The organism is Avibacterium gallinarum, assembly GCF_002921135.1.
GTDB classification, from domain to species: domain Bacteria; phylum Pseudomonadota; class Gammaproteobacteria; order Enterobacterales; family Pasteurellaceae; genus Avibacterium; species Avibacterium gallinarum.
In genome coordinates this window covers 93,054-110,837 of sequence record NZ_PQVJ01000019.1, presented here as the reverse complement: position 1 = coordinate 110,837, position 17,784 = coordinate 93,054, and the positions used below count along the sequence as shown (strand labels likewise).

Below are 17,784 nucleotides of genomic sequence, written 5' to 3'. Positions count from 1 at the left end.
ATACTAAAATAGCCGCCAATTTTAGTAACTGAGGAAAAATTATGCGTTGGCAAAGTCGTAGAGAAAGTTCCAATGTGGAAGACAGAAGAAGTGCAAGAGGCGGTTTCGGCGGCGGTAAAAAAACGGGCGTGCTCGGCTTTATTATTTTATTGGTTGGTGCTTATTATGGCGTTGATTTATCAGGGCTTGTCGGCACACCTGATTTTGGCAGTCAAGCTAACCATACGGTAAGTAGCCAAGAAGAACAAGAGCTTAACAGCCTTTCTCGGGTGGTATTAGCGGATACAGAAACCGTGTGGGGAAATTATTTCGCACAACAAAATCAGCGTTATGCCCCGCCTATTATGGTGCTGTACAATGGCGCGACCTCCACCGCCTGTGGCACAGGACAATCTGCAATGGGGCCGTTCTACTGCCCGAACGATCATCGTGTTTATTTGGATCTGTCTTTTTATAGTGATATGAAACATCAACTCGGTGCGGAAGGGGAATCTGCTTTTGCCTATGTGATCGCTCACGAAGTCGGACACCATATCCAAAACTTGCTTGGTATTTTGCCGAAAGTTCATCGCGCGCAACAAAGCCTTAGCCAAGCACAAGCCAATCAGCTTTCGGTTAAATTAGAATTGCAGGCAGATTGTTTTGCCGGTGTGTGGGCTAATCAAGCCGCCAAAACTGGCCTATTTGAAACAGGCGATTTAGAAAAAGCCTTCCGCGCTGCTGAAGCGGTTGGGGACGATCGCTTACAAAAACGCTCACAAGGCTATGCCGTGCCAGACAGCTTTACCCACGGCACGTCTGCACAGCGTTTAACTTGGTTTAAACGTGGTTTGCAAACTGGTGAGCCAAGCCAATGTAACACCTTTAACTAACGGCAAAAGATAAAGCGCGGTGAAAAATTCGGAAATTTTCCACCGCACTTCTGTTTTATAAAAAAATCGCTTATCCCGAAAGATAAGCGATTTTATGTTTTAAGCCCTTATTGTGGTAATTCCATTGGCACTTCCATTAACAGAATTTCTGTGTCGGAATCGGCCACCACATCGAAACTTTCGGTATCCCAAATACCTAAACCATCACGGCTTGATAGCGGTTTTCCTGCAATCGTCACGTTGCCTTTTAATACAAAAGCATACACGCCGTTGCCTGCTTTATGAAGGTTATAAGTTTTGCTCGTACCTTGATCAAATTTCGCAAGAGAGAACCACGCATCTTGGTGAATCCACACGCCTTCATCATCGGCATTCGGTGAAAGAATTTGTTGGAAATCATTGCGTTTTTCCCCTTCAGCAATGCTAATTTGCTGATAACGTGGTGTCACATTACGTTGATTTGGAAACACCCAAATTTGTAAAAATTGCACTGGTGTGTCCGCATTTGGGTTCATTTCGCTGTGTGTAATGCCTGTTCCAGCTGACATCACTTGAATATCACCTTGGCGAATCACACTGCCGTTCCCCATACTGTCTTTGTGTGCTAAATCACCACTTAATGGAATAGAAATAATTTCCATATTGTCGTGTGGGTGTGTGCCAAAGCCCATTCCCCCTTCTACATAATCATCATTGATCACACGCAATGCACCAAAATGAATACGCGCTGGATCATAATAATTGGCAAAGCTAAAGGTATGACGGCTTTTTAACCAACCGTGATTTGCATTGCCACGGCTATCTGCTGAATGAAATACTGTGTTCATATTTACGCTCCTAATTCTGTTCGTTAATTTGTTTTACGGGGGATATTTTACGCCGCAGAATTGGGAGATAAAGCCCCCCTTTCGTGAATACTTTTTTTCTTATTAGTAAACAATAAAGCAAAAATTCTTTGGTTTTATAAATAAAATGGCAAAAAAAGTGCGGTATTTTCCACCGCACTTTTTTTGTTGAGGAAAGAAGCTATTTTTCTGCCATACCCGCCACAATATGGCAAATATCCCCTTTATTACCGTAATGACAAGGCATTAAATAGAAATCCTTACCACCCTTTTCATAGCTTTTGCCTAAAATCAGGCTGTTGCAGTTCTTGGCTAGGATAAAATACTGCTCGGCATTGATCTCTAGCTTGTGATACATCTCTTTGTTAAAAGGACGCAGGTAACCCACAAGACAAGCAAGGATCACAAAGTAAAAATAAATCACCACCATTGTCGGCACGATGTTGATTTGTTTTGTGGTGAGAAATTGCCATAGCATACAGATGTTGTAACGGGTGAAAAACGGCATAGTAGCAGGCTGATGATGAGCAGCCCAGCAAGATAAATTAATAAGCTATAAAGCGTGAACACTTTAATCAGCACGGTAATTTCCAAAAATAATGGGAAGCTTAAAATGAAGCAAGTTAGCAACGTGCGAACAAAGTTAAAAGGCGATGATGAGAGTTTCGCTTTCAATAAAATCAATAGTTTAATCCCTAAAACATAGGTCAGCAGCATAAACGCAGATACGCCGAGAACGTGGAATAAACTGCGTGCAATGTCCGATCTTCCGACTTCCACGATTTCCCAAGGGTAGCCATAATACCAAGCCAATCCCCAGTTATAACAATAAGCCACCGACCAGCCAACCAGCACGAGAAAGCCGAGTAAAATAGAAGAATTGAGTAATTGAGCAAAAGAAATACGTTCGTTCATACTTAACCTCAACAAATAGGAATAATTATCAACTACACAGATTTTAAGCGATTTTTTTCACCTTTTAAATTAATTCCACTTTGCTTTGCTGATGGTTGGATCTCTTTAAAAAATAAGGCAATTTTGCCATTTGTTAAAATGGAGTTAAATGCTTGTAAAATAAGCGTATTTTTGCTATTTGATCTAGATCACAGTTTACTCTTTTAATGCAAAATTGTTTACGCTCTTATCCCTCCAAGTAGGTATAATTTTTCGCAGAAAAAAATTATCAATTTAAAACTTTAGGAGAAATCATTATGAGTAACGTGGTTGAAAACACAATTAGCCCAGCTCAAGCAGAAGTGAACGCCTTGGTGGAAAAAGGCTTAGTTGCCTTAGAAGAATTCCGCCAGCTCAACCAAGAACAGGTTGATTACATTGTGGCGAAAGCCTCGGTAGCGGCGCTCGATCAGCACGGTGTGCTTGCAATGCACGCTTATGAAGAAACTGGGCGCGGTGTGTTTGAAGATAAAGCAACGAAAAATTTATTTGCCTGCGAATATGTGGTGAATAATATGCGGAATCTCAAAACCGTTGGGGTGATTAGTGAAGATGATGTCACAGGCATTACCGAAATTGCCGACCCTGTTGGGGTGATTTGCGGTATCACGCCGACCACTAACCCAACTTCCACCACCATCTTCAAAGCCCTTATCGCCCTTAAAACTCGTAACCCAATTATTTTTGCTTTCCACCCTTCGGCACAACAATCTTCCGCTCACGCTGCACGTATTGTTTATGATGCTGCGGTGGCAGCGGGTGCGCCAAAACATTGTATTCAATGGATTGAAACACCATCAATGGAAGGCACAGCAGCGTTAATGAAACACCCTGGTATCGCAACTATTTTAGCCACAGGCGGTAACGCAATGGTTGAAGCGGCTTATTCTTGCGGTAAACCTGCTTTAGGCGTAGGGGCAGGAAATGTGCCAGCTTATGTGGAAAAAAGCGCAGATCTTCAACAAGCGGTACACGATATTGTGATGTCCAAAGCCTTTGATAACGGAATGATTTGTGCATCTGAACAAGCGGCGATTGTTGATGCGGAAATCTATGACGATTTCATTAAAGAGATGAAATCTTACGGCGTTTACCTAGTCAATAAAAAAGAAAAAGCGATGTTGGAAGAATTTATGTTCGGCGCAAAAGCAAACAGCGCAAACTGTGCAGGGGCAAAATTAAACGCCAACGTAGTGGGTAAACCCGCCCATTGGATCGCGCAACAAGCAGGTTTTGAAGTGCCAGAAAAAACCAATATTCTGTTAGCTGAATGTAAAGAAGTTGGGCCAAAAGAGCCACTCACCCGTGAAAAACTTTCCCCAGTGCTAGCTTTGCTTAAATCCCATTCCCGTGAAGAAGGGGTGAAACTTGCCGAGCAAATGGTGGAATTTAACGGTTTAGGCCATTCCGCTGCCATTCACACCAAAGATGCAGCCCTTGCCAAAGAATTTGGTGAGCGAGTGAAAGCCATTCGTGTGATTTGGAATTCACCGTCCACTTTCGGTGGTATCGGGGACGTTTATAACTCCTTCTTGCCATCTTTAACCCTTGGTTGTGGTTCTTACGGTAAAAACTCCGTAGGCAACAACGTCAGTGCGGTGAATTTATTAAATATTAAACGAGTAGGCAGACGGAGAAATAATATGCAATGGTTTAAAGTGCCTTCAAAAATCTATTTTGAACGGGATTCAATCCAATATTTACAATCAATGAAAGGAATGGAACGTGTGGTAATCATCACCGACCGCACAATGGTAGATTTAGGCTTTGTAGAAAAAATTGCGAAACAAATCACCGCACGCGGCAATCACGTTACCTATCAATTATTCGCCGATGTTGAGCCAGATCCAAGCATTGAAACCGTACGCCGTGGGGTTGAGCTAATCCGCAGCTACAAACCAGACACCATTATTGCCCTAGGCGGTGGCTCATCAATGGACGCGGCGAAAGTAATGTGGTTATTCTATGAACAGCCTGAAGTGGATTTCCGCGATCTCGTACAGAAATTTATGGATATTCGTAAACGTGCCTTCAAATTCCCACAATTAGGACGCAAAGCACGCTTTATTGGTATTCCAACCACTTCAGGTACAGGTTCTGAAGTAACCCCATTTGCGGTGATCACCGAGGGGGATAAAAAATATCCAATCGCCGATTACTCACTCACTCCAACGGTTGCTATTGTTGATCCTGCTTTGGTAATGACTGTGCCAGCTCACGTTGCCGCAGATACAGGCTTAGATGTACTGACACACGCGACGGAAGCCTATGTTTCTGTACTCGCCAACGATTTTACTGACGGTTTAGCCTTGCAAGCGATTAAACTCGTGTTTGAAAATCTTGAACGTTCAGTGAAAGAAAGAGATCCAGAAGCGCGCGAAAAAATGCACAATGCATCAACAATGGCGGGAATGGCATTTGCCAATGCGTTCTTAGGAATGAACCACTCGCTCGCGCACAAAATTGGCGGTCGTTTCCACACACCACACGGACGTACCAATGCGATTTTAATGCCGCACGTGATTCGTTATAACGGCACACGTCCGCAAAAAGTGGCAACTTGGCCGAAATACAATCATTACAAAGCTGATGTGAAATACCAAGAAATCGCGCGTATGCTCGGCTTGCCTTGCGCAACCCCAGAAGAGGGCGTGAAATCTTTCGCCCAAGCTTGTTATGATTTAGCCGCTAGCGTAGGAATTCAAATGTCCTTCAAAGAACAAGGCATTGATGAGCAAACTTGGCTTGACGCACGCCGTGATATTGCCTTGCTTGCCTTTGAGGATCAATGTTCACCGGCGAACCCACGCTTGCCATTAGTGGAAGATATGGAAGTGATCTTAACCAATGCTTATTACGGTTATGATCCAAGCCAATATTAATTGGCTATAAGGCTGATTGATCCTAATCAGTAAAAAGAAATGAAAAAACCACCGCTCTTTTAAAGTGCGGTGGTTTTTTATTCGCTTTTTATTTGCTTTTTTACGAGAAAAATTAGCTGTTGCAGCTTTCGCAAGCGGCAGTAAACATCCACACTAATTTTTCTTGTTCTTTAATATAATCGCTCATTTGTGAAGCTGTCCCTTCATCATCAGCATCTGCTGCTAAAGCAAGAATTTCACGTTGTTGTTTTAACAAGGTTTTGAAACCGCTTAATGTGCCACTTAAACAGTCTTGTGCTGCACTCACGCCTGTGTGTTCTTTGATTAAAGATTTGGTTAAATACTCGCTGAATGCATTGCTTGGGGTGTAACCTAACGTCAAAATACGCTCTGCGATTTCGTCCACTTTCACCACTAAATCATCATAAATTTCTTCAAATTTTGCGTGTAATTCAAAGAAGTTTACCCCTTTAATGTTCCAGTGATAACCGCGCACGTTCATATAAAATACTTGATAAGTCGCAAGTAAGTTATTGAGTTCTTGTGCTAATTTTTCTGAAGTTGCTTTGTCTAAGCCGATATTTGTTGCCATAGTATGTTCTCCTCTGTTTTGTTGGAAATATAATAGGGATTAATCCCTTACAAATAAAATGGATATAAATGATAGATTTAATAGCTTAAAACTATTCATCACCAATCCATTGATAGCTTTAAGTTTTCAGCCAGTTAGCAATTAACGCCTTGCCCTGTTCTGAAATATAGGATTCTGGGTGAAATTGTACGCCAAAAATCGGCAAATGGCGATGCTGCATAGCCATAATCACATCATCTTCGCAAGTGGCGGTAATCTCCAATTGTGGCGGAAAATCCTGCTGCGAGACCGCCCACGAATGGTAAAGCCCAATTTGAAATTGCGTAGGCAAGCCGAAAAATAAGGCAGAATTTGACCGCACTTTGATTTGCCTTGCTTGCCCGTGTCGCACCTGCGGCAAATTATACAAGGTTGCACCAAAAAACTGGCACAGGGTTTGATGCCCAAGGCAAACACCCAAAATTGATTTGCGATGCTGATAGCGCTCCAGCATCGCAAACAGTTGTGGATAAGCACTCGGTACATCAGGGCCGGGGGAAATCAAAATATGGCTGAAATTGTCCACTTCATCAAGGTTTAGCTGTTCCACATTCACCACAGAAAACGGCACGTCAAATTGGCGAATTAAATCCACTAAATTATAGGTAAAAGAATCGTGATTATTGATAATTAATAAATTTGTGTTCATCTCAGGGATTCACTACAATGACCAAAATGTTTGTTATCTTACTTGATTCATCGTCCTTATGCCATTTAATCACTTTGTGCAGCAAGCCAACCATTTAGGTGCGCAACGCACGCCCTTTTTCTTTTTGATTGATTTTGAACAGCAAAAGCCCATCATTTGCCCCCTTACACAATGTGCAGAGCAAGGCATTTGGTTTGAATTTGCTAGCCAAAATAATCTTGCAACGGCACAAAAAGCAGCCCCAAAACAGCCCTTTAAGTTAGAAAAATTTCCCATTGATTTCGCCACTTATCAGCAAGGTTTTGAGATTGTGCAACAGGCGCTACAGCAAGGCAATTCCTATTTGCTTAATCTGACTTATGCCACGCCGATTGTGATAAATTACGATCTCACTACGCTTTTTTATGCTACGCAAGCGAAATATAAACTCTTGTTTAAAAACGAGTTTATCTGCTTTTCCCCTGAGCCTTTCGTGAAAATCGCGCATAACCAAATTTTCACTTATCCAATGAAAGGCACGATTAACGCAGACCTTCCCGATGCAGAAAATCAATTACTCAATTGCGAAAAAGAGCAACGGGAACATTATACCATTGTGGATTTAATGCGTAATGATCTGGCTATCGTCGGGCAAAATGTGCAAGTGAAGCGTTTTCGTTATTTAGAAAAGATTTTCACCGAACGTGGTGCGATCTGGCAGACAAGTTCTGAAATTTGTGCCGATCTTAAGGAAAACTGGCAAGCCAACATCGGCACAATGCTCAGCCAGCTTTTACCCGCAGGCTCAATCAGCGGTGCGCCGAAAGAAAAAACCGTTGCCACCATTCAACAAGCCGAACTAGCACCACGGGGCTATTACACTGGCGTGTTTGGTATTTTTAACGGTGAAAGCCTAGAAAGTGCGGTGGCAATTCGCTTTATTTCTCAGCAAAACGGAAACACTGCTTTTCACAGTGGCGGCGGCATCACCATTCAAAGCAGTGCCTCGCAAGAATATCAAGAATTGTTAGAGAAAATTTATGTGCCACTTAAATTTCAACAAGGAACAAAATAATGGATTTTCCCCTGTTCGAAACCCTGTGCATTGAAAACGGGCAAGTGCAAAATCTAGCCTTGCACCAACAGCGTTATGAAAACAGCCTGCGTGAATTTTATGCAGGACAACCTTATGAAATTTTTTCCCTCGCAAAAATTCTGCAAAAAAACACCGCACTTTGGGCAAATCTTCAAAGCCCAATTATCCGCTGCCGTATCGACTACAATGCCACGCAATATCATCTGCAATGTTTTCCCTATCAACGCAAAACCTACCAACGCTTCCAGCCCGTGATTTGCGATGACATTGACTACCACCTGAAGTACAGCGACCGCGCCATTTTCAACCAATTGCTAAAACAAAAAGGCGATTGTGATGAAATCATTATCGTGAAACAAGGCAAAATCACCGACTGTACCATTGGCAATCTCATACTTCGCCAAGGCTCACAATGGTTCACCCCCGACAGCCCCTTATTAATCGGCACTCAACGCACCGCATTACTGCAACAAAATAAAATCAAAGTGCGGTCAATTTTTCTCACGGATTTAGCTGACTATGAGGAAATCCGCCTGATTAATGCGTTAAATCCCTTTTGAATTTTTCTACAAATATTTCCTCTTCCTTCCGTAGGACAGGTTTATGTACCTGATCAAATAGAGATTAAGGGGGATTTGTCACCAAACAATGTTTTTCAGACAACAAATGAAAAACTAAAACCGGCGGACTTATGCATCCGCCCGATTATCATTTCTAATAATGACTATAATGAAAGCCTTGCTTTATGGTAGCTTGATCTTATAAAAGAATTCTTATGCTATTGGTTGAATTTGGCTAAATAGTTTTATCAAGAGAAAAACTGCAGTTAGAGAAGTATAACTCTGTATAGTTCTGTTCGGTATTTTGCAACAAAATTGCATCGTAGGTAAGTCCATTGTACTAATTTTCTTGTTGATGCTTCGAATTCTATTTGGTGGTATCTATAATATGATATTTTATACTTAATATTGAGTATTATAAATTTTTTATAATTATAAATTGTTTTCCTGAAGAATTAACTATTTCTGAGTATCCAAATGATTTATTGTTATAAAAAATTTAGGAAAAAATGAATGTAGGTTATAAAAATATTTTTAACTAATTAATGTTTTTTACTTTACATAAAATTTACAATTAATTACGTTATATTGCCTAGTAATGTGCTGATTCCATGTTATTATCCGCGACTTGAATTTTGGATGCATTTATTTTTTAAATGGATATTTCTTGTAACTCAAAATAGGTATTGTATATTATGAATAAAATATTTCGTATTATTTGGAATTACGCTGAACAAAATTGGATAGTAGCTTCAGAATTAGCATCTCGGCAAGGTAAATCAAGCACTTTTGTTGATTTCTCGCTACAACCTCTACGAACTGTAAAAAACTTTTTCTTTAATTTAATCTCGTTAAGTGTATTAACAAGTTTTCCTTTAATAGCAAATGCTTATGTAGCTATTAGTAATACATCAAATGGTTCTGTGAGTATATCCAATAGTGCAGCGTCTGATCAAGTGGGAGATACGGCATTAGATTATAAGAACCCTGGCAATTTGAGTTATTTAGATCCTACAAGAGCTAATGATAATGGCTTATATTCAGGCTTGTTGCCAGCGGCTCATGGTATTGCGATTGGTACAGGTGCCAATGCGATGGCAACAGCACAGAGTAATTATGTAGCTGGCGAATCTTCAGGAGTTGCAATAGGGGATTATTCAAAAGCATCTGGCGCATTGAGTTTTGCGTTAGGGCCTTATGCTATTGGTAGTCATACAGGTGCAACTGCAATTGGTACTGCTTCTCGTGCTTCAGGTTTCAATTCTCTTGCGATGATGCGCCAATCTTCTGCAACCAATGATTATGCAATGGCAATTGGTAACGTATCCTGGGCTTCGGGTAAAGGTAGCTTGGCAATAGGACAATCTTCTCAAGCTGCGGGACATCGAGCAATTGCAATTGGTAGTGCAGATGTTGTTGGAGGAGTAGATGAAGGTGGAGCTCGCATAACTAATTATGACGCATCAACTAACACTCAAGCATTAGGTGAGCGTTCTATTGCCTTTGGTGCTAGTGCTCGTACGACAGAGAGCGCCGAAAGCTCTATCGCGATTGGCTCAGAAGCACTGGCGACGGCTACAAATGCAACTGCTATAGGTATTAATGCTCAAGCAATGGCAAATAATGCAATTTCTATTGGTAATAATAACGTGGTTGGAGGCTCAAACTCTGGCGCAATTGGTATTTCAACAACTATTACAGGTTCTGGCACCCATAGTATGGGTAATGAAAACGGTACTATTTCTGTAGATAACGCAGGGGTGTTTGGTAATAATAATGCACTTACAGCTCAAGCAACAGCGAGCCGAGTTGTTGGTAATAACAACTATGTAAATGGGCAAGAATCTTTTGTTCTTGGAAATGACGTCAAAGTGCAAAAAGATAAAGCAGGAACAAGTGCAAGAGTAATAGGTATTGGTAGTAATGTTACGGTAAATGACAATGATTCTATTGCGATTGGTACAGGAACTTATACCGAGGGCAATTTTGTTACCGCAATAGGTAATAAAGCAAATGCAAGTGGAGATCAGGCTGTCGCAATTGGTTCAAATACAGTGGCTAGAGTATCATCTACTGCTTTAGGGCAGCAAGCCCAAGCTACAGGTAATACAACATTAGCCGTTGGTGCTGTAGCTAAAGCTGAAGGTAATAACTCAATGGCTGTGGGGCAATATAGCCAAGCTGTAGGTGCTTCTAGCACAGCGGTGGGGCCTGGGGCTATTGCGTCAGAAAATAATGCTGTTGCATTAGGTTATTCCGCTACTGCTGCGAAAGGTGGGGCGTTAGCATTGGGTTATGCCGCAAATGCAAGCTTAGCTGGCTCAGTGGCATTAGGTGAAAACAGTGTAACAGGTAGAGCGGTTAAAACAGCAAGTGCAACGGTAAATGGCATTACTTATTCTGGTTTTGCTGGTTCAAATATTGGAACTAGCCGCGTGGTTTCTGTCGGTGTTGCAGATGCAGCTGCTACTGATACAACCCCAGCTATAAAAAATCAACAACGCCAAATTCAAAATGTGGCAGCAGGGCGTATTAATCCCGCTTCTACCGATGCGATCAATGGTTCGCAACTTTATATGGTGGCAAACACCCTTGGCAATGTGGCAAACACTACCACAAATATTTTAGGTGGCAATGCGACATTAGATCCAAATACTGGCAATATTACAATGACGGATATTGGTGGCACAGGTCAAAACACTATTAATGACGCAATTAAAGTAGCAAAAACACGTTATTACAGTGTAAACGACGGTGGTAAGCAAAGTGCAAACTACAATAACAATGGAGCGAAAAGTGAAGGCGCACTTGCTGCGGGTGTAAGAGCCAACGCTATAGGGGCTGATGATGTTGCTATAGGTAGCAATGCTCTTGCTGATTCTAGTAATAATGTAAATGAACCAGCAGCTGTTGCTGTAGGCCATAACGCAAAAGCAACCGCTGCAGGGGCTATTGCAGTGGGAGATTCTGCAGAGGCTCTGAGTACTAATGTAGTTTCTATGGGATATTCTGCAGGGCTTGGTAGCAATGCTGAAAATAGCATTTGGATTGGTACAAATTCAGGAAATTCTGCGACAGGATACTCAAATATTGGGATTGGAGATGGTGCAGGCATCGGAATTGGTGAAACAAATCCAGACTCTAACCATAATGTCGCAATGGGTATTTATGCTGGCGGTGGACTGAATGGTTCAAATAACCTTTCTTTAGGCATCTCAGCAGGTAATGCTTTAAATGGTAATGATAATGTTACATTAGGTAATGCCGCTGGCGCAAACCTAAATGGGAACAATAATATCGCAATTGGTCGTCAAGCAGGTACCGCTGTTGTTGTAAATAGCGATCCTAATAACCCAATATTTGAATCAGGTGATTCTGATACGCGTGAAGTAAACGATTCAATTAGTTTAGGAAATAATGCACAAGCCTTAAAAGATAACGCTATTGCTGTTGGGTTAAATGCCCAAGCGAAAAATGAGAATGATGTTGCACTAGGAGCAGGCGCAATTACCGAAGCTGCGGTTCCAACAACACAAGCAACAGTAAATAAGATTACCTACAATGGCTTTGCCGGAACTTCACCGATCGCAACATTAAGTGTTGGTTCCGCTGGTAAAGAACGTACTATCACGAATGTTGCGGCAGGACGTATTAACAAAGATTCAACTGATGCAATTAATGGCTCGCAACTTTATGTTGTTGCAGATAAATTAAGTAATGCTGTAAATAACATTACTAATGCAACTAACGGTGGGTTTATTCTAACAGATGATAGTAAAACTGAAGTTAAGCAAGGCTTAGGTAAATCTATTCAACTGAAAGGCGAGAAAGGAATTACGGTTACTGCAAATGCAGCAGATAAGCAACTTAAAATTGCCCTTGGTAATGAAATTACTGTTGGAAACCCAGAAGACCCATCAAATCCAAATGCTCCGAAAGAGGCAGGCACAATTAATGTGGTTGGAAAAGATGGTAAGAATGGCGTATCCATTAAAGGCGATACAGGCAATGACGGTAAACCAGGTATCAGTATTGCCGGTAAAGATGGTGCAGATGGCGTAACCTTAACGACAAAAACAGATGGTAAGCCAGGCGTTGATGGCAAAGATGGTCCAACGAAACCTCGTTTAGAAGTGAATAATGAGCAAGTGGCAACCTTAAATGACGGCGTGAAATATGCTGGCGATATAGGAAACGCTGCAATCAAATTAAACCAAACTGCTACCATTGTTGGTGGTGTTAAAGATAAAAGTAATCTGACTGACAATAATATCGGTATTGTTGCTGAACAAGATGGCGATAATGCAAAACTAACTGTGAAATTAGCTAAAAATCTTAACTTAGGTCCTGATGGTAGTGTAACTATGGGAGATACTAAAATTAGCAATGCAGATGGTATTACTATTTCCAATAGCAATGGTGGTTCTCCAGTGAAACTAAACAAAGATGGTTTAGATAATGGCGGTAACAAAATTACCAATCTTGCTGATGGCGATATTAACCCGAATAGCAAAGATGCAGTAAATGGTAGTCAGCTCTACACTGTTCAGCAAGCAGCTAAGGCAGCGAAAACAGAAGTAAAAGAAGGCGATAATATCGTTGTTACTTCAGATGTTGGCAGCGATGGTCAGACTATTTACACCGTATCCACCGCGAAAAATGTGAAATTTGATAGTGCGAAGATCGGAGATAACGTGAGCATTAACAATGATGGCATTAATGCGGGAAATACCAAGGTGACAGGTGTGAACGCAGGCGATGTCAATAAAGACAGTTCAGATGCTGTAAATGGTAGCCAGCTTTATAACACTGCGGAAAGTGTAGCAAACGCCTTGGGTGGTAATTCAACAGTAAATCCAGATGGTACAGTAAGTAAGCCTACTTATAAGGTTACTGATTTAACAGATGGAACTGGCAATACGAAAGAGGTTCATTCTGTAGGTGATGCAATTGAAGCGTTAGATAAAGCTATAACAACACCGTTAACATTCTCAGGGGACAATACATCGAAAGACTTTAAACGTAAACTTGGTAGTAAAGTGAACGTAAGAGGTGGTGCAGATGAAAGTAAACTGACAGAGAAGAATATTGGCGTTGTTTCAGATGGTTCAGACACCTTGACAGTTAAGTTATCAAAAGACATTGATCTTGGTTCAGATGGTAGCGTAACAATGGGTGATACCAAAATTAACAATGCGGATGGTATTACGATTTCCAATAGCAATGGTGATTCTCCAGTGAAACTAAGCAAAGATGGCTTAGATAATGGCGGTAACAAAATTACCAATGTTGCTGATGGTGATATTAGCCCGAATAGCAAAGATGCAGTAAACGGTAGTCAGCTTTACACTGTTCAACAAGCCGCGAAAGCAGTGAAAACAGAAGTAAAAGAAGGTGATAATATCGTTGTTGATTCAGATGTTGGTAGTGATGGTCAAACTATTTATACCGTATCCACTGCAAAAGATGTGAAATTTGATAGTGCAAAAATTGGTACGCACGTTAGCATAAATAACGATGGTATTGATGCGGGTAACACGAAAATCATAGGCGTGAAAGCTGGTAATATTGATGCAAATAGCACTGATGCAGTGAACGGTAGTCAATTACACGAAACTAACCAAAACGTAGCGAAAAATGCTGCGAACATTGCAAACAACACTGCGGCGATCAACAAAGGCTTGAACTTTACTGCAGATGACGGCAAAACACTTAACCGTCAATTAGGTGATACAGTAGCTGTTAATGGTGATGAAAACATTACCACTTCTGTTACTTCATCTGGCGTTAAAGTTGCGTTGAACAAAAACCTTAAAGTTGATAGCGTAACTGCTGGTAACACTGTTGTGAATAACGATGGCGTAACTATCGGCACGGGTGATAAAGCAGTGAGCTTAACGCAAAATGGCTTAAACAACGGCGGTAATAGAATTACTAACGTTGCACCAGGTAAAGATCCAACAGATGCAGTGAACGTTGCACAGCTTAGCAATGTTGCAAATCACCTTGACAACAAAGTGAATAAAGTTGCTGGCGATATGAAACGTATGGATAAAAAACTCCGTGCAGGTATCGCAGGTGCGGCGGCGTTAGGTATGTTGCCTCAACCAACTAGACCAGGTAAATCAATGGTTTCTGTTGGTGGTACAACTTACCGCAACGAATCAGCGGTTGCATTAGGGGTTTCTCGTGTATCTGACAATGAGAAATGGGTGATTAAAGTTGGTGCATCGGCAAATACTCGTAACAATTACATTGTGGGTGGTTCTGTCGGCTATCAATGGTAATTGCCAAAAAATACCACCGCACTTTGATTTTACTTAATTTCTAAAGTGCGGTCGGATTTTTCAAAATTTTAAGCCCTGCATATTGCGGGGCTTATTTTTTATCATTTAACTCCAAATGATAGATGCGATTTTCTTTCCTTTGTTAGCTCTTATCTCTGCTGATTTTCCTTATCCTAAATTTGTATTGTGATCATCACATAAACCTTACGCAACACTGGGATAATTCCCTATTATCCAGTATAATGAGCGCATTTCTTTAACTTATGAAAACAGAACACTTATGGATACAAAATTTAACGTAAAAACTTTCCAAGGAATGATCCTTGCCTTACAGGCTTATTGGGCAGAGCAAGGCTGTACCATTGTGCAACCTTTTGATATGGAAGTGGGGGCAGGCACGTCCCACCCAATGACGGCATTGCGTGCGATTGGGCCAGAGCCGATGGCGTTCGCCTATGTGCAACCTTCACGCCGTCCAACTGATGGGCGTTATGGCGAAAACCCAAACCGCTTGCAGCATTATTATCAATTCCAAGTGGTGATCAAGCCTTCTCCAGACAACATTCAAGAGCTTTATCTTGGCTCATTAAAAATGCTCGGCTTCGACCCCACACAACACGATATTCGTTTTGTGGAAGACAACTGGGAAAACCCAACCCTTGGCGCGTGGGGCTTAGGCTGGGAGGTATGGCTAAATGGTATGGAAGTGACCCAATTTACCTATTTCCAACAAGTGGGCGGTTTAGAATGTAAACCGGTTACGGGCGAAGTCACCTACGGTTTAGAACGCTTAGCGATGTATATTCAAGGCGTGGATAGCGTGTATGACTTAGTTTGGTCAGACGGCCCACTCGGCAAAACCACCTACGGCGACGTGTTCCACCAAAACGAAGTGGAACAATCTACTTACAACTTTGAATACGCTGATATTGATTTCTTATTCAAAGCCTTTGAGCAATATGAAAAAGAAGCGCAAGAATTATTAGCTCTAGAAAAACCATTGCCACTGCCTGCCTACGAACGCATTTTAAAAGCCGCACACAGCTTTAACTTGCTCGATGCACGCAAAGCCATTTCCGTGACCGAACGCCAACGCTACATTCTGCGTATCCGCGCCTTAACCAAAGGTGTCGCAGAAGCCTATTACGCCAGCCGTGAAGCATTGGGTTTCCCTGGGTGTAAAAAATAAGTGCGGTCAAAAATTTAGGAATTTTTATGATGGATAAACCCGTTTTATTTTTCGCCGAAACTTGCCCTGATACCGCGCCTTTTGTGGCCCGCTTGCAAGAATTAGGCGTGCAATATGAGCCAATAGAAATTCAATCATCATTAGGCAATCTCAAACGCTTCCTCGCTTTGCGTGATAGCCGTGCAGAGTTTGAAGCGGTGAAAGCGCGTGGATCTATTGGGATTCCAGCCTTGCTATTGAATAATGATAGCCTTGTGTTAGATGCGGATAAATTGGCGGACGTTTTTAAGTAAATTAAATAAAGTGCGGTAGGTTTTGCAGGAGTTTTGCATTAAATGGAAAAAGAAAAACACATTGCAATTAATGAACACCAATTAGTTGGCGAAATTAGCCAATTAATTCAAAACAGCAAGCAACGCGTTGCCGTAACGGTGAATGCAGAACTTACCTTACTTTATTGGCATATCGGGCAGCGAATTAATCAGCATATTTTGCAAAATGAACGTGCAGAATATGGTAAGGAAATCATCAAAAATTTATCAAAAAGTTTGACGGAACAGTTTGGTAAGGGGTGGGGGAATAGAAATTTAAATTATATGATGCAATTTGCAACAGCTTTTCCCGATATTCAAATTGTGCAATCACTGATTGCACAATTAAGCTGGACGCACTTTACTAAATTATTTGTTATTGATGACCCACTAAAACGAGATTTTTATGCCACAATGGCAGCCCAAGAACGTTGGAGTACGCGGACGTTAGAATCTCGCATTGGTTCATTACTTTTTGAACGGACAGCACTTTCTAAAAAGCCTGATGAAACCATTACGCAAGAATTAACTATTTTGCGAGAAAAAGGCGAATATAACCAATCAATGGTATTAAAAGATCCTTATGTTTTGGATTTTTTAGAACTCAATGATCGTTATTTAGAAAGAGATTTGGAAGATGCCATATTAAGAGAAATTGAACAATTTCTTTTAGAGTTAGGTGCAGGATTTACTTTTATTGCCCGCCAAAAACGTATCCAAATTGATAATGATGATTTTTATATTGATTTGCTCTTCTATAACCGTAAGTTGAAACGTTTAATTGCTGTCGAGTTGAAAACGGAGGCCTTTAAACATTCGCATAAAAGCCAAATGGAACTTTATCTTGCGTGGTTAGCAAAATATGAACAAGAAGAAGACGAAAATCCACCTTTAGGCATTATTTTGTGTACATCTAAAAAGCAAGAGCAAGTTGAATTATTAGATTTAAAGCATTCTGATATTCATATTGCGGAATATTTAACGGTATTACCGAGTAAAGAAATCCTAGAACATCGATTACATTTGGCGGTAAAAAATGCCAAAGATAAATTTGTTAAATAAATTATATTCAATGTAATTAAGAGAGTTTAAAAATGAAAAAATTAATTAAATTTGTTATGCCTGTACTTTGTGCCGTACCTATGTTAGCTCAAGCAGAAGGAAACAATGCATCTTCAGCAAAGGACATCGTACTTTCTGTTGGTGCAACTTATCAACCTATTGAAAAAGCGGCAAAGTTGAAAAAAGGCTCAAGTGAGCAATACGCCATCAAACTTTTGGGACGTCCAATTCATTCACAAACCAAAGGCCAAGGCAAGGTTTTACAATGGTGCAAAACAGGTGCTGAAAAAACGCCTAATCCTCATGATGAATTTTTAATCGGCTTTTTCTATAAAGATAAACTTGTTGGCACAGGCGGCTATTTAAATAAAACAAGACCAGGTGATTGCGCAAAATTATATCGACAAGTTGAATGGAAACCTGCGAATAAATTGACTGAATATAAAGTGAAGTGACAAGCTATATTC

The 17,784-nt window shown here is 40.9% G+C and carries 14 protein-coding genes; 9 read left to right on the top strand and 5 right to left on the bottom strand.

Annotation, left to right across the window (positions count from 1 at the left end):
- Nucleotides 1-41: 41 nt before the first annotated feature.
- Nucleotides 42-872 (top strand): KPN_02809 family neutral zinc metallopeptidase, encoded by an 831-nt coding sequence (ypfJ, locus tag C3007_RS07825; RefSeq protein WP_103853925.1) that lies wholly within the window; start codon nucleotides 42-44, stop codon nucleotides 870-872.
- Nucleotides 873-979: 107 nt separating this feature from the next.
- Here the strand turns inward: ypfJ and C3007_RS07820 are convergent, their stop codons facing one another.
- The 3 genes from C3007_RS07820 to C3007_RS07810 form a co-directional block, all read right to left on the bottom strand.
- The gene (locus C3007_RS07820) at nucleotides 980-1,699 is read right to left on the bottom strand and encodes a pirin family protein (protein ID WP_103853924.1); all 720 of its coding nucleotides are present in this window, start codon (nucleotides 1,697-1,699) and stop codon (nucleotides 980-982) included.
- A 199-nt stretch (nucleotides 1,700-1,898) separates the two neighbouring features.
- Nucleotides 1,899-2,195 (bottom strand): hypothetical protein, encoded by a 297-nt coding sequence (locus tag C3007_RS07815; RefSeq protein ID WP_123772536.1) that lies wholly within the window; start codon nucleotides 2,193-2,195, stop codon nucleotides 1,899-1,901.
- A complete protein-coding gene (locus tag C3007_RS07810; protein WP_103853922.1) occupies nucleotides 2,138-2,632 on the bottom strand; it encodes a hypothetical protein in 495 nt (164 codons plus the stop codon). The genes C3007_RS07815 and C3007_RS07810 overlap by 58 nt, the downstream gene beginning before the upstream one ends.
- 296 nt (nucleotides 2,633-2,928) lie before the next feature.
- On the opposite strand from C3007_RS07810, the gene adhE reads away from it, so the two are divergent.
- Nucleotides 2,929-5,553, top strand: a complete 2,625-nt coding sequence (adhE, locus tag C3007_RS07805; RefSeq protein WP_103853921.1) for a bifunctional acetaldehyde-CoA/alcohol dehydrogenase — start codon at nucleotides 2,929-2,931, stop codon at nucleotides 5,551-5,553.
- 112 nt (nucleotides 5,554-5,665) lie between these two features.
- On the opposite strand, the gene C3007_RS07800 is transcribed toward adhE, so the two are convergent.
- Together C3007_RS07800 and C3007_RS07795 are read right to left on the bottom strand one after the other, a co-directional pair.
- Entirely contained in the window at nucleotides 5,666-6,145 is a 480-nt protein-coding gene (locus tag C3007_RS07800; protein ID WP_103853920.1) for a Dps family protein, read from the bottom strand.
- A 118-nt stretch (nucleotides 6,146-6,263) separates the two neighbouring features.
- On the bottom strand, nucleotides 6,264-6,833 hold the full coding sequence (locus C3007_RS07795) for an anthranilate synthase component II (RefSeq protein WP_103853919.1): 570 nt from the start codon (nucleotides 6,831-6,833) through the stop codon (nucleotides 6,264-6,266).
- Nucleotides 6,834-6,891: 58 nt separating this feature from the next.
- On the opposite strand from C3007_RS07795, the gene C3007_RS07790 reads away from it, so the two are divergent.
- From C3007_RS07790 to C3007_RS07760, 7 genes are all read left to right on the top strand, one after another.
- Nucleotides 6,892-7,887: an aminodeoxychorismate synthase component I gene (locus C3007_RS07790; RefSeq protein WP_103853918.1), complete on the top strand. Its 996-nt coding sequence runs from the start codon at nucleotides 6,892-6,894 to the stop codon at nucleotides 7,885-7,887.
- Nucleotides 7,887-8,468, top strand: coding sequence for an aminotransferase class IV family protein (locus C3007_RS07785; RefSeq protein WP_103853917.1), 582 nt, complete (start codon nucleotides 7,887-7,889; stop codon nucleotides 8,466-8,468). The genes C3007_RS07790 and C3007_RS07785 overlap by 1 nt, the downstream gene beginning before the upstream one ends.
- Before the next feature lie 695 nt (nucleotides 8,469-9,163).
- The gene (locus C3007_RS07780) at nucleotides 9,164-14,755 is read left to right on the top strand and encodes a YadA-like family protein (RefSeq protein ID WP_103853916.1); all 5,592 of its coding nucleotides are present in this window, start codon (nucleotides 9,164-9,166) and stop codon (nucleotides 14,753-14,755) included.
- A gap of 280 nt (nucleotides 14,756-15,035) precedes the next feature.
- Nucleotides 15,036-15,944, top strand: a complete 909-nt coding sequence (gene glyQ / locus C3007_RS07775; protein ID WP_103853915.1) for a glycine--tRNA ligase subunit alpha — start codon at nucleotides 15,036-15,038, stop codon at nucleotides 15,942-15,944.
- Nucleotides 15,945-15,973: 29 nt separating this feature from the next.
- Nucleotides 15,974-16,237, top strand: a complete 264-nt coding sequence (locus C3007_RS07770; RefSeq protein ID WP_103853960.1) for a hypothetical protein — start codon at nucleotides 15,974-15,976, stop codon at nucleotides 16,235-16,237.
- A 42-nt stretch (nucleotides 16,238-16,279) separates the two neighbouring features.
- Nucleotides 16,280-17,317 (top strand): PDDEXK nuclease domain-containing protein, encoded by a 1,038-nt coding sequence (locus C3007_RS07765; RefSeq protein ID WP_103853914.1) that lies wholly within the window; start codon nucleotides 16,280-16,282, stop codon nucleotides 17,315-17,317.
- 32 nt (nucleotides 17,318-17,349) lie between these two features.
- Nucleotides 17,350-17,772, top strand: a complete 423-nt coding sequence (locus C3007_RS07760) for a hypothetical protein (protein WP_103853913.1) — start codon at nucleotides 17,350-17,352, stop codon at nucleotides 17,770-17,772.
- Nucleotides 17,773-17,784: the final 12 nt, after the last annotated feature.

What these genes read in the sequence shown, in the direction of transcription:
- ypfJ (WP_103853925.1), top strand. Translation starts at nt 42, where the DNA reads ATGCGTTGGCAAAGTCGTAGAGAAAGTTCCAATGTGGAAGACAGAAGA.
- C3007_RS07820 (WP_103853924.1), bottom strand. Translation starts at nt 1,699, where the DNA reads ATGAACACAGTATTTCATTCAGCAGATAGCCGTGGCAATGCAAATCAC.
- C3007_RS07815 (WP_123772536.1), bottom strand. Translation starts at nt 2,195, where the DNA reads ATGCTATGGCAATTTCTCACCACAAAACAAATCAACATCGTGCCGACA.
- C3007_RS07810 (WP_103853922.1), bottom strand. Translation starts at nt 2,632, where the DNA reads ATGAACGAACGTATTTCTTTTGCTCAATTACTCAATTCTTCTATTTTA.
- adhE (WP_103853921.1), top strand. Translation starts at nt 2,929, where the DNA reads ATGAGTAACGTGGTTGAAAACACAATTAGCCCAGCTCAAGCAGAAGTG.
- C3007_RS07800 (WP_103853920.1), bottom strand. Translation starts at nt 6,145, where the DNA reads ATGGCAACAAATATCGGCTTAGACAAAGCAACTTCAGAAAAATTAGCA.
- C3007_RS07795 (WP_103853919.1), bottom strand. Translation starts at nt 6,833, where the DNA reads ATGAACACAAATTTATTAATTATCAATAATCACGATTCTTTTACCTAT.
- C3007_RS07790 (WP_103853918.1), top strand. Translation starts at nt 6,892, where the DNA reads ATGCCATTTAATCACTTTGTGCAGCAAGCCAACCATTTAGGTGCGCAA.
- C3007_RS07785 (WP_103853917.1), top strand. Translation starts at nt 7,887, where the DNA reads ATGGATTTTCCCCTGTTCGAAACCCTGTGCATTGAAAACGGGCAAGTG.
- C3007_RS07780 (WP_103853916.1), top strand. Translation starts at nt 9,164, where the DNA reads ATGAATAAAATATTTCGTATTATTTGGAATTACGCTGAACAAAATTGG.
- glyQ (WP_103853915.1), top strand. Translation starts at nt 15,036, where the DNA reads ATGGATACAAAATTTAACGTAAAAACTTTCCAAGGAATGATCCTTGCC.
- C3007_RS07770 (WP_103853960.1), top strand. Translation starts at nt 15,974, where the DNA reads ATGGATAAACCCGTTTTATTTTTCGCCGAAACTTGCCCTGATACCGCG.
- C3007_RS07765 (WP_103853914.1), top strand. Translation starts at nt 16,280, where the DNA reads ATGGAAAAAGAAAAACACATTGCAATTAATGAACACCAATTAGTTGGC.
- C3007_RS07760 (WP_103853913.1), top strand. Translation starts at nt 17,350, where the DNA reads ATGAAAAAATTAATTAAATTTGTTATGCCTGTACTTTGTGCCGTACCT.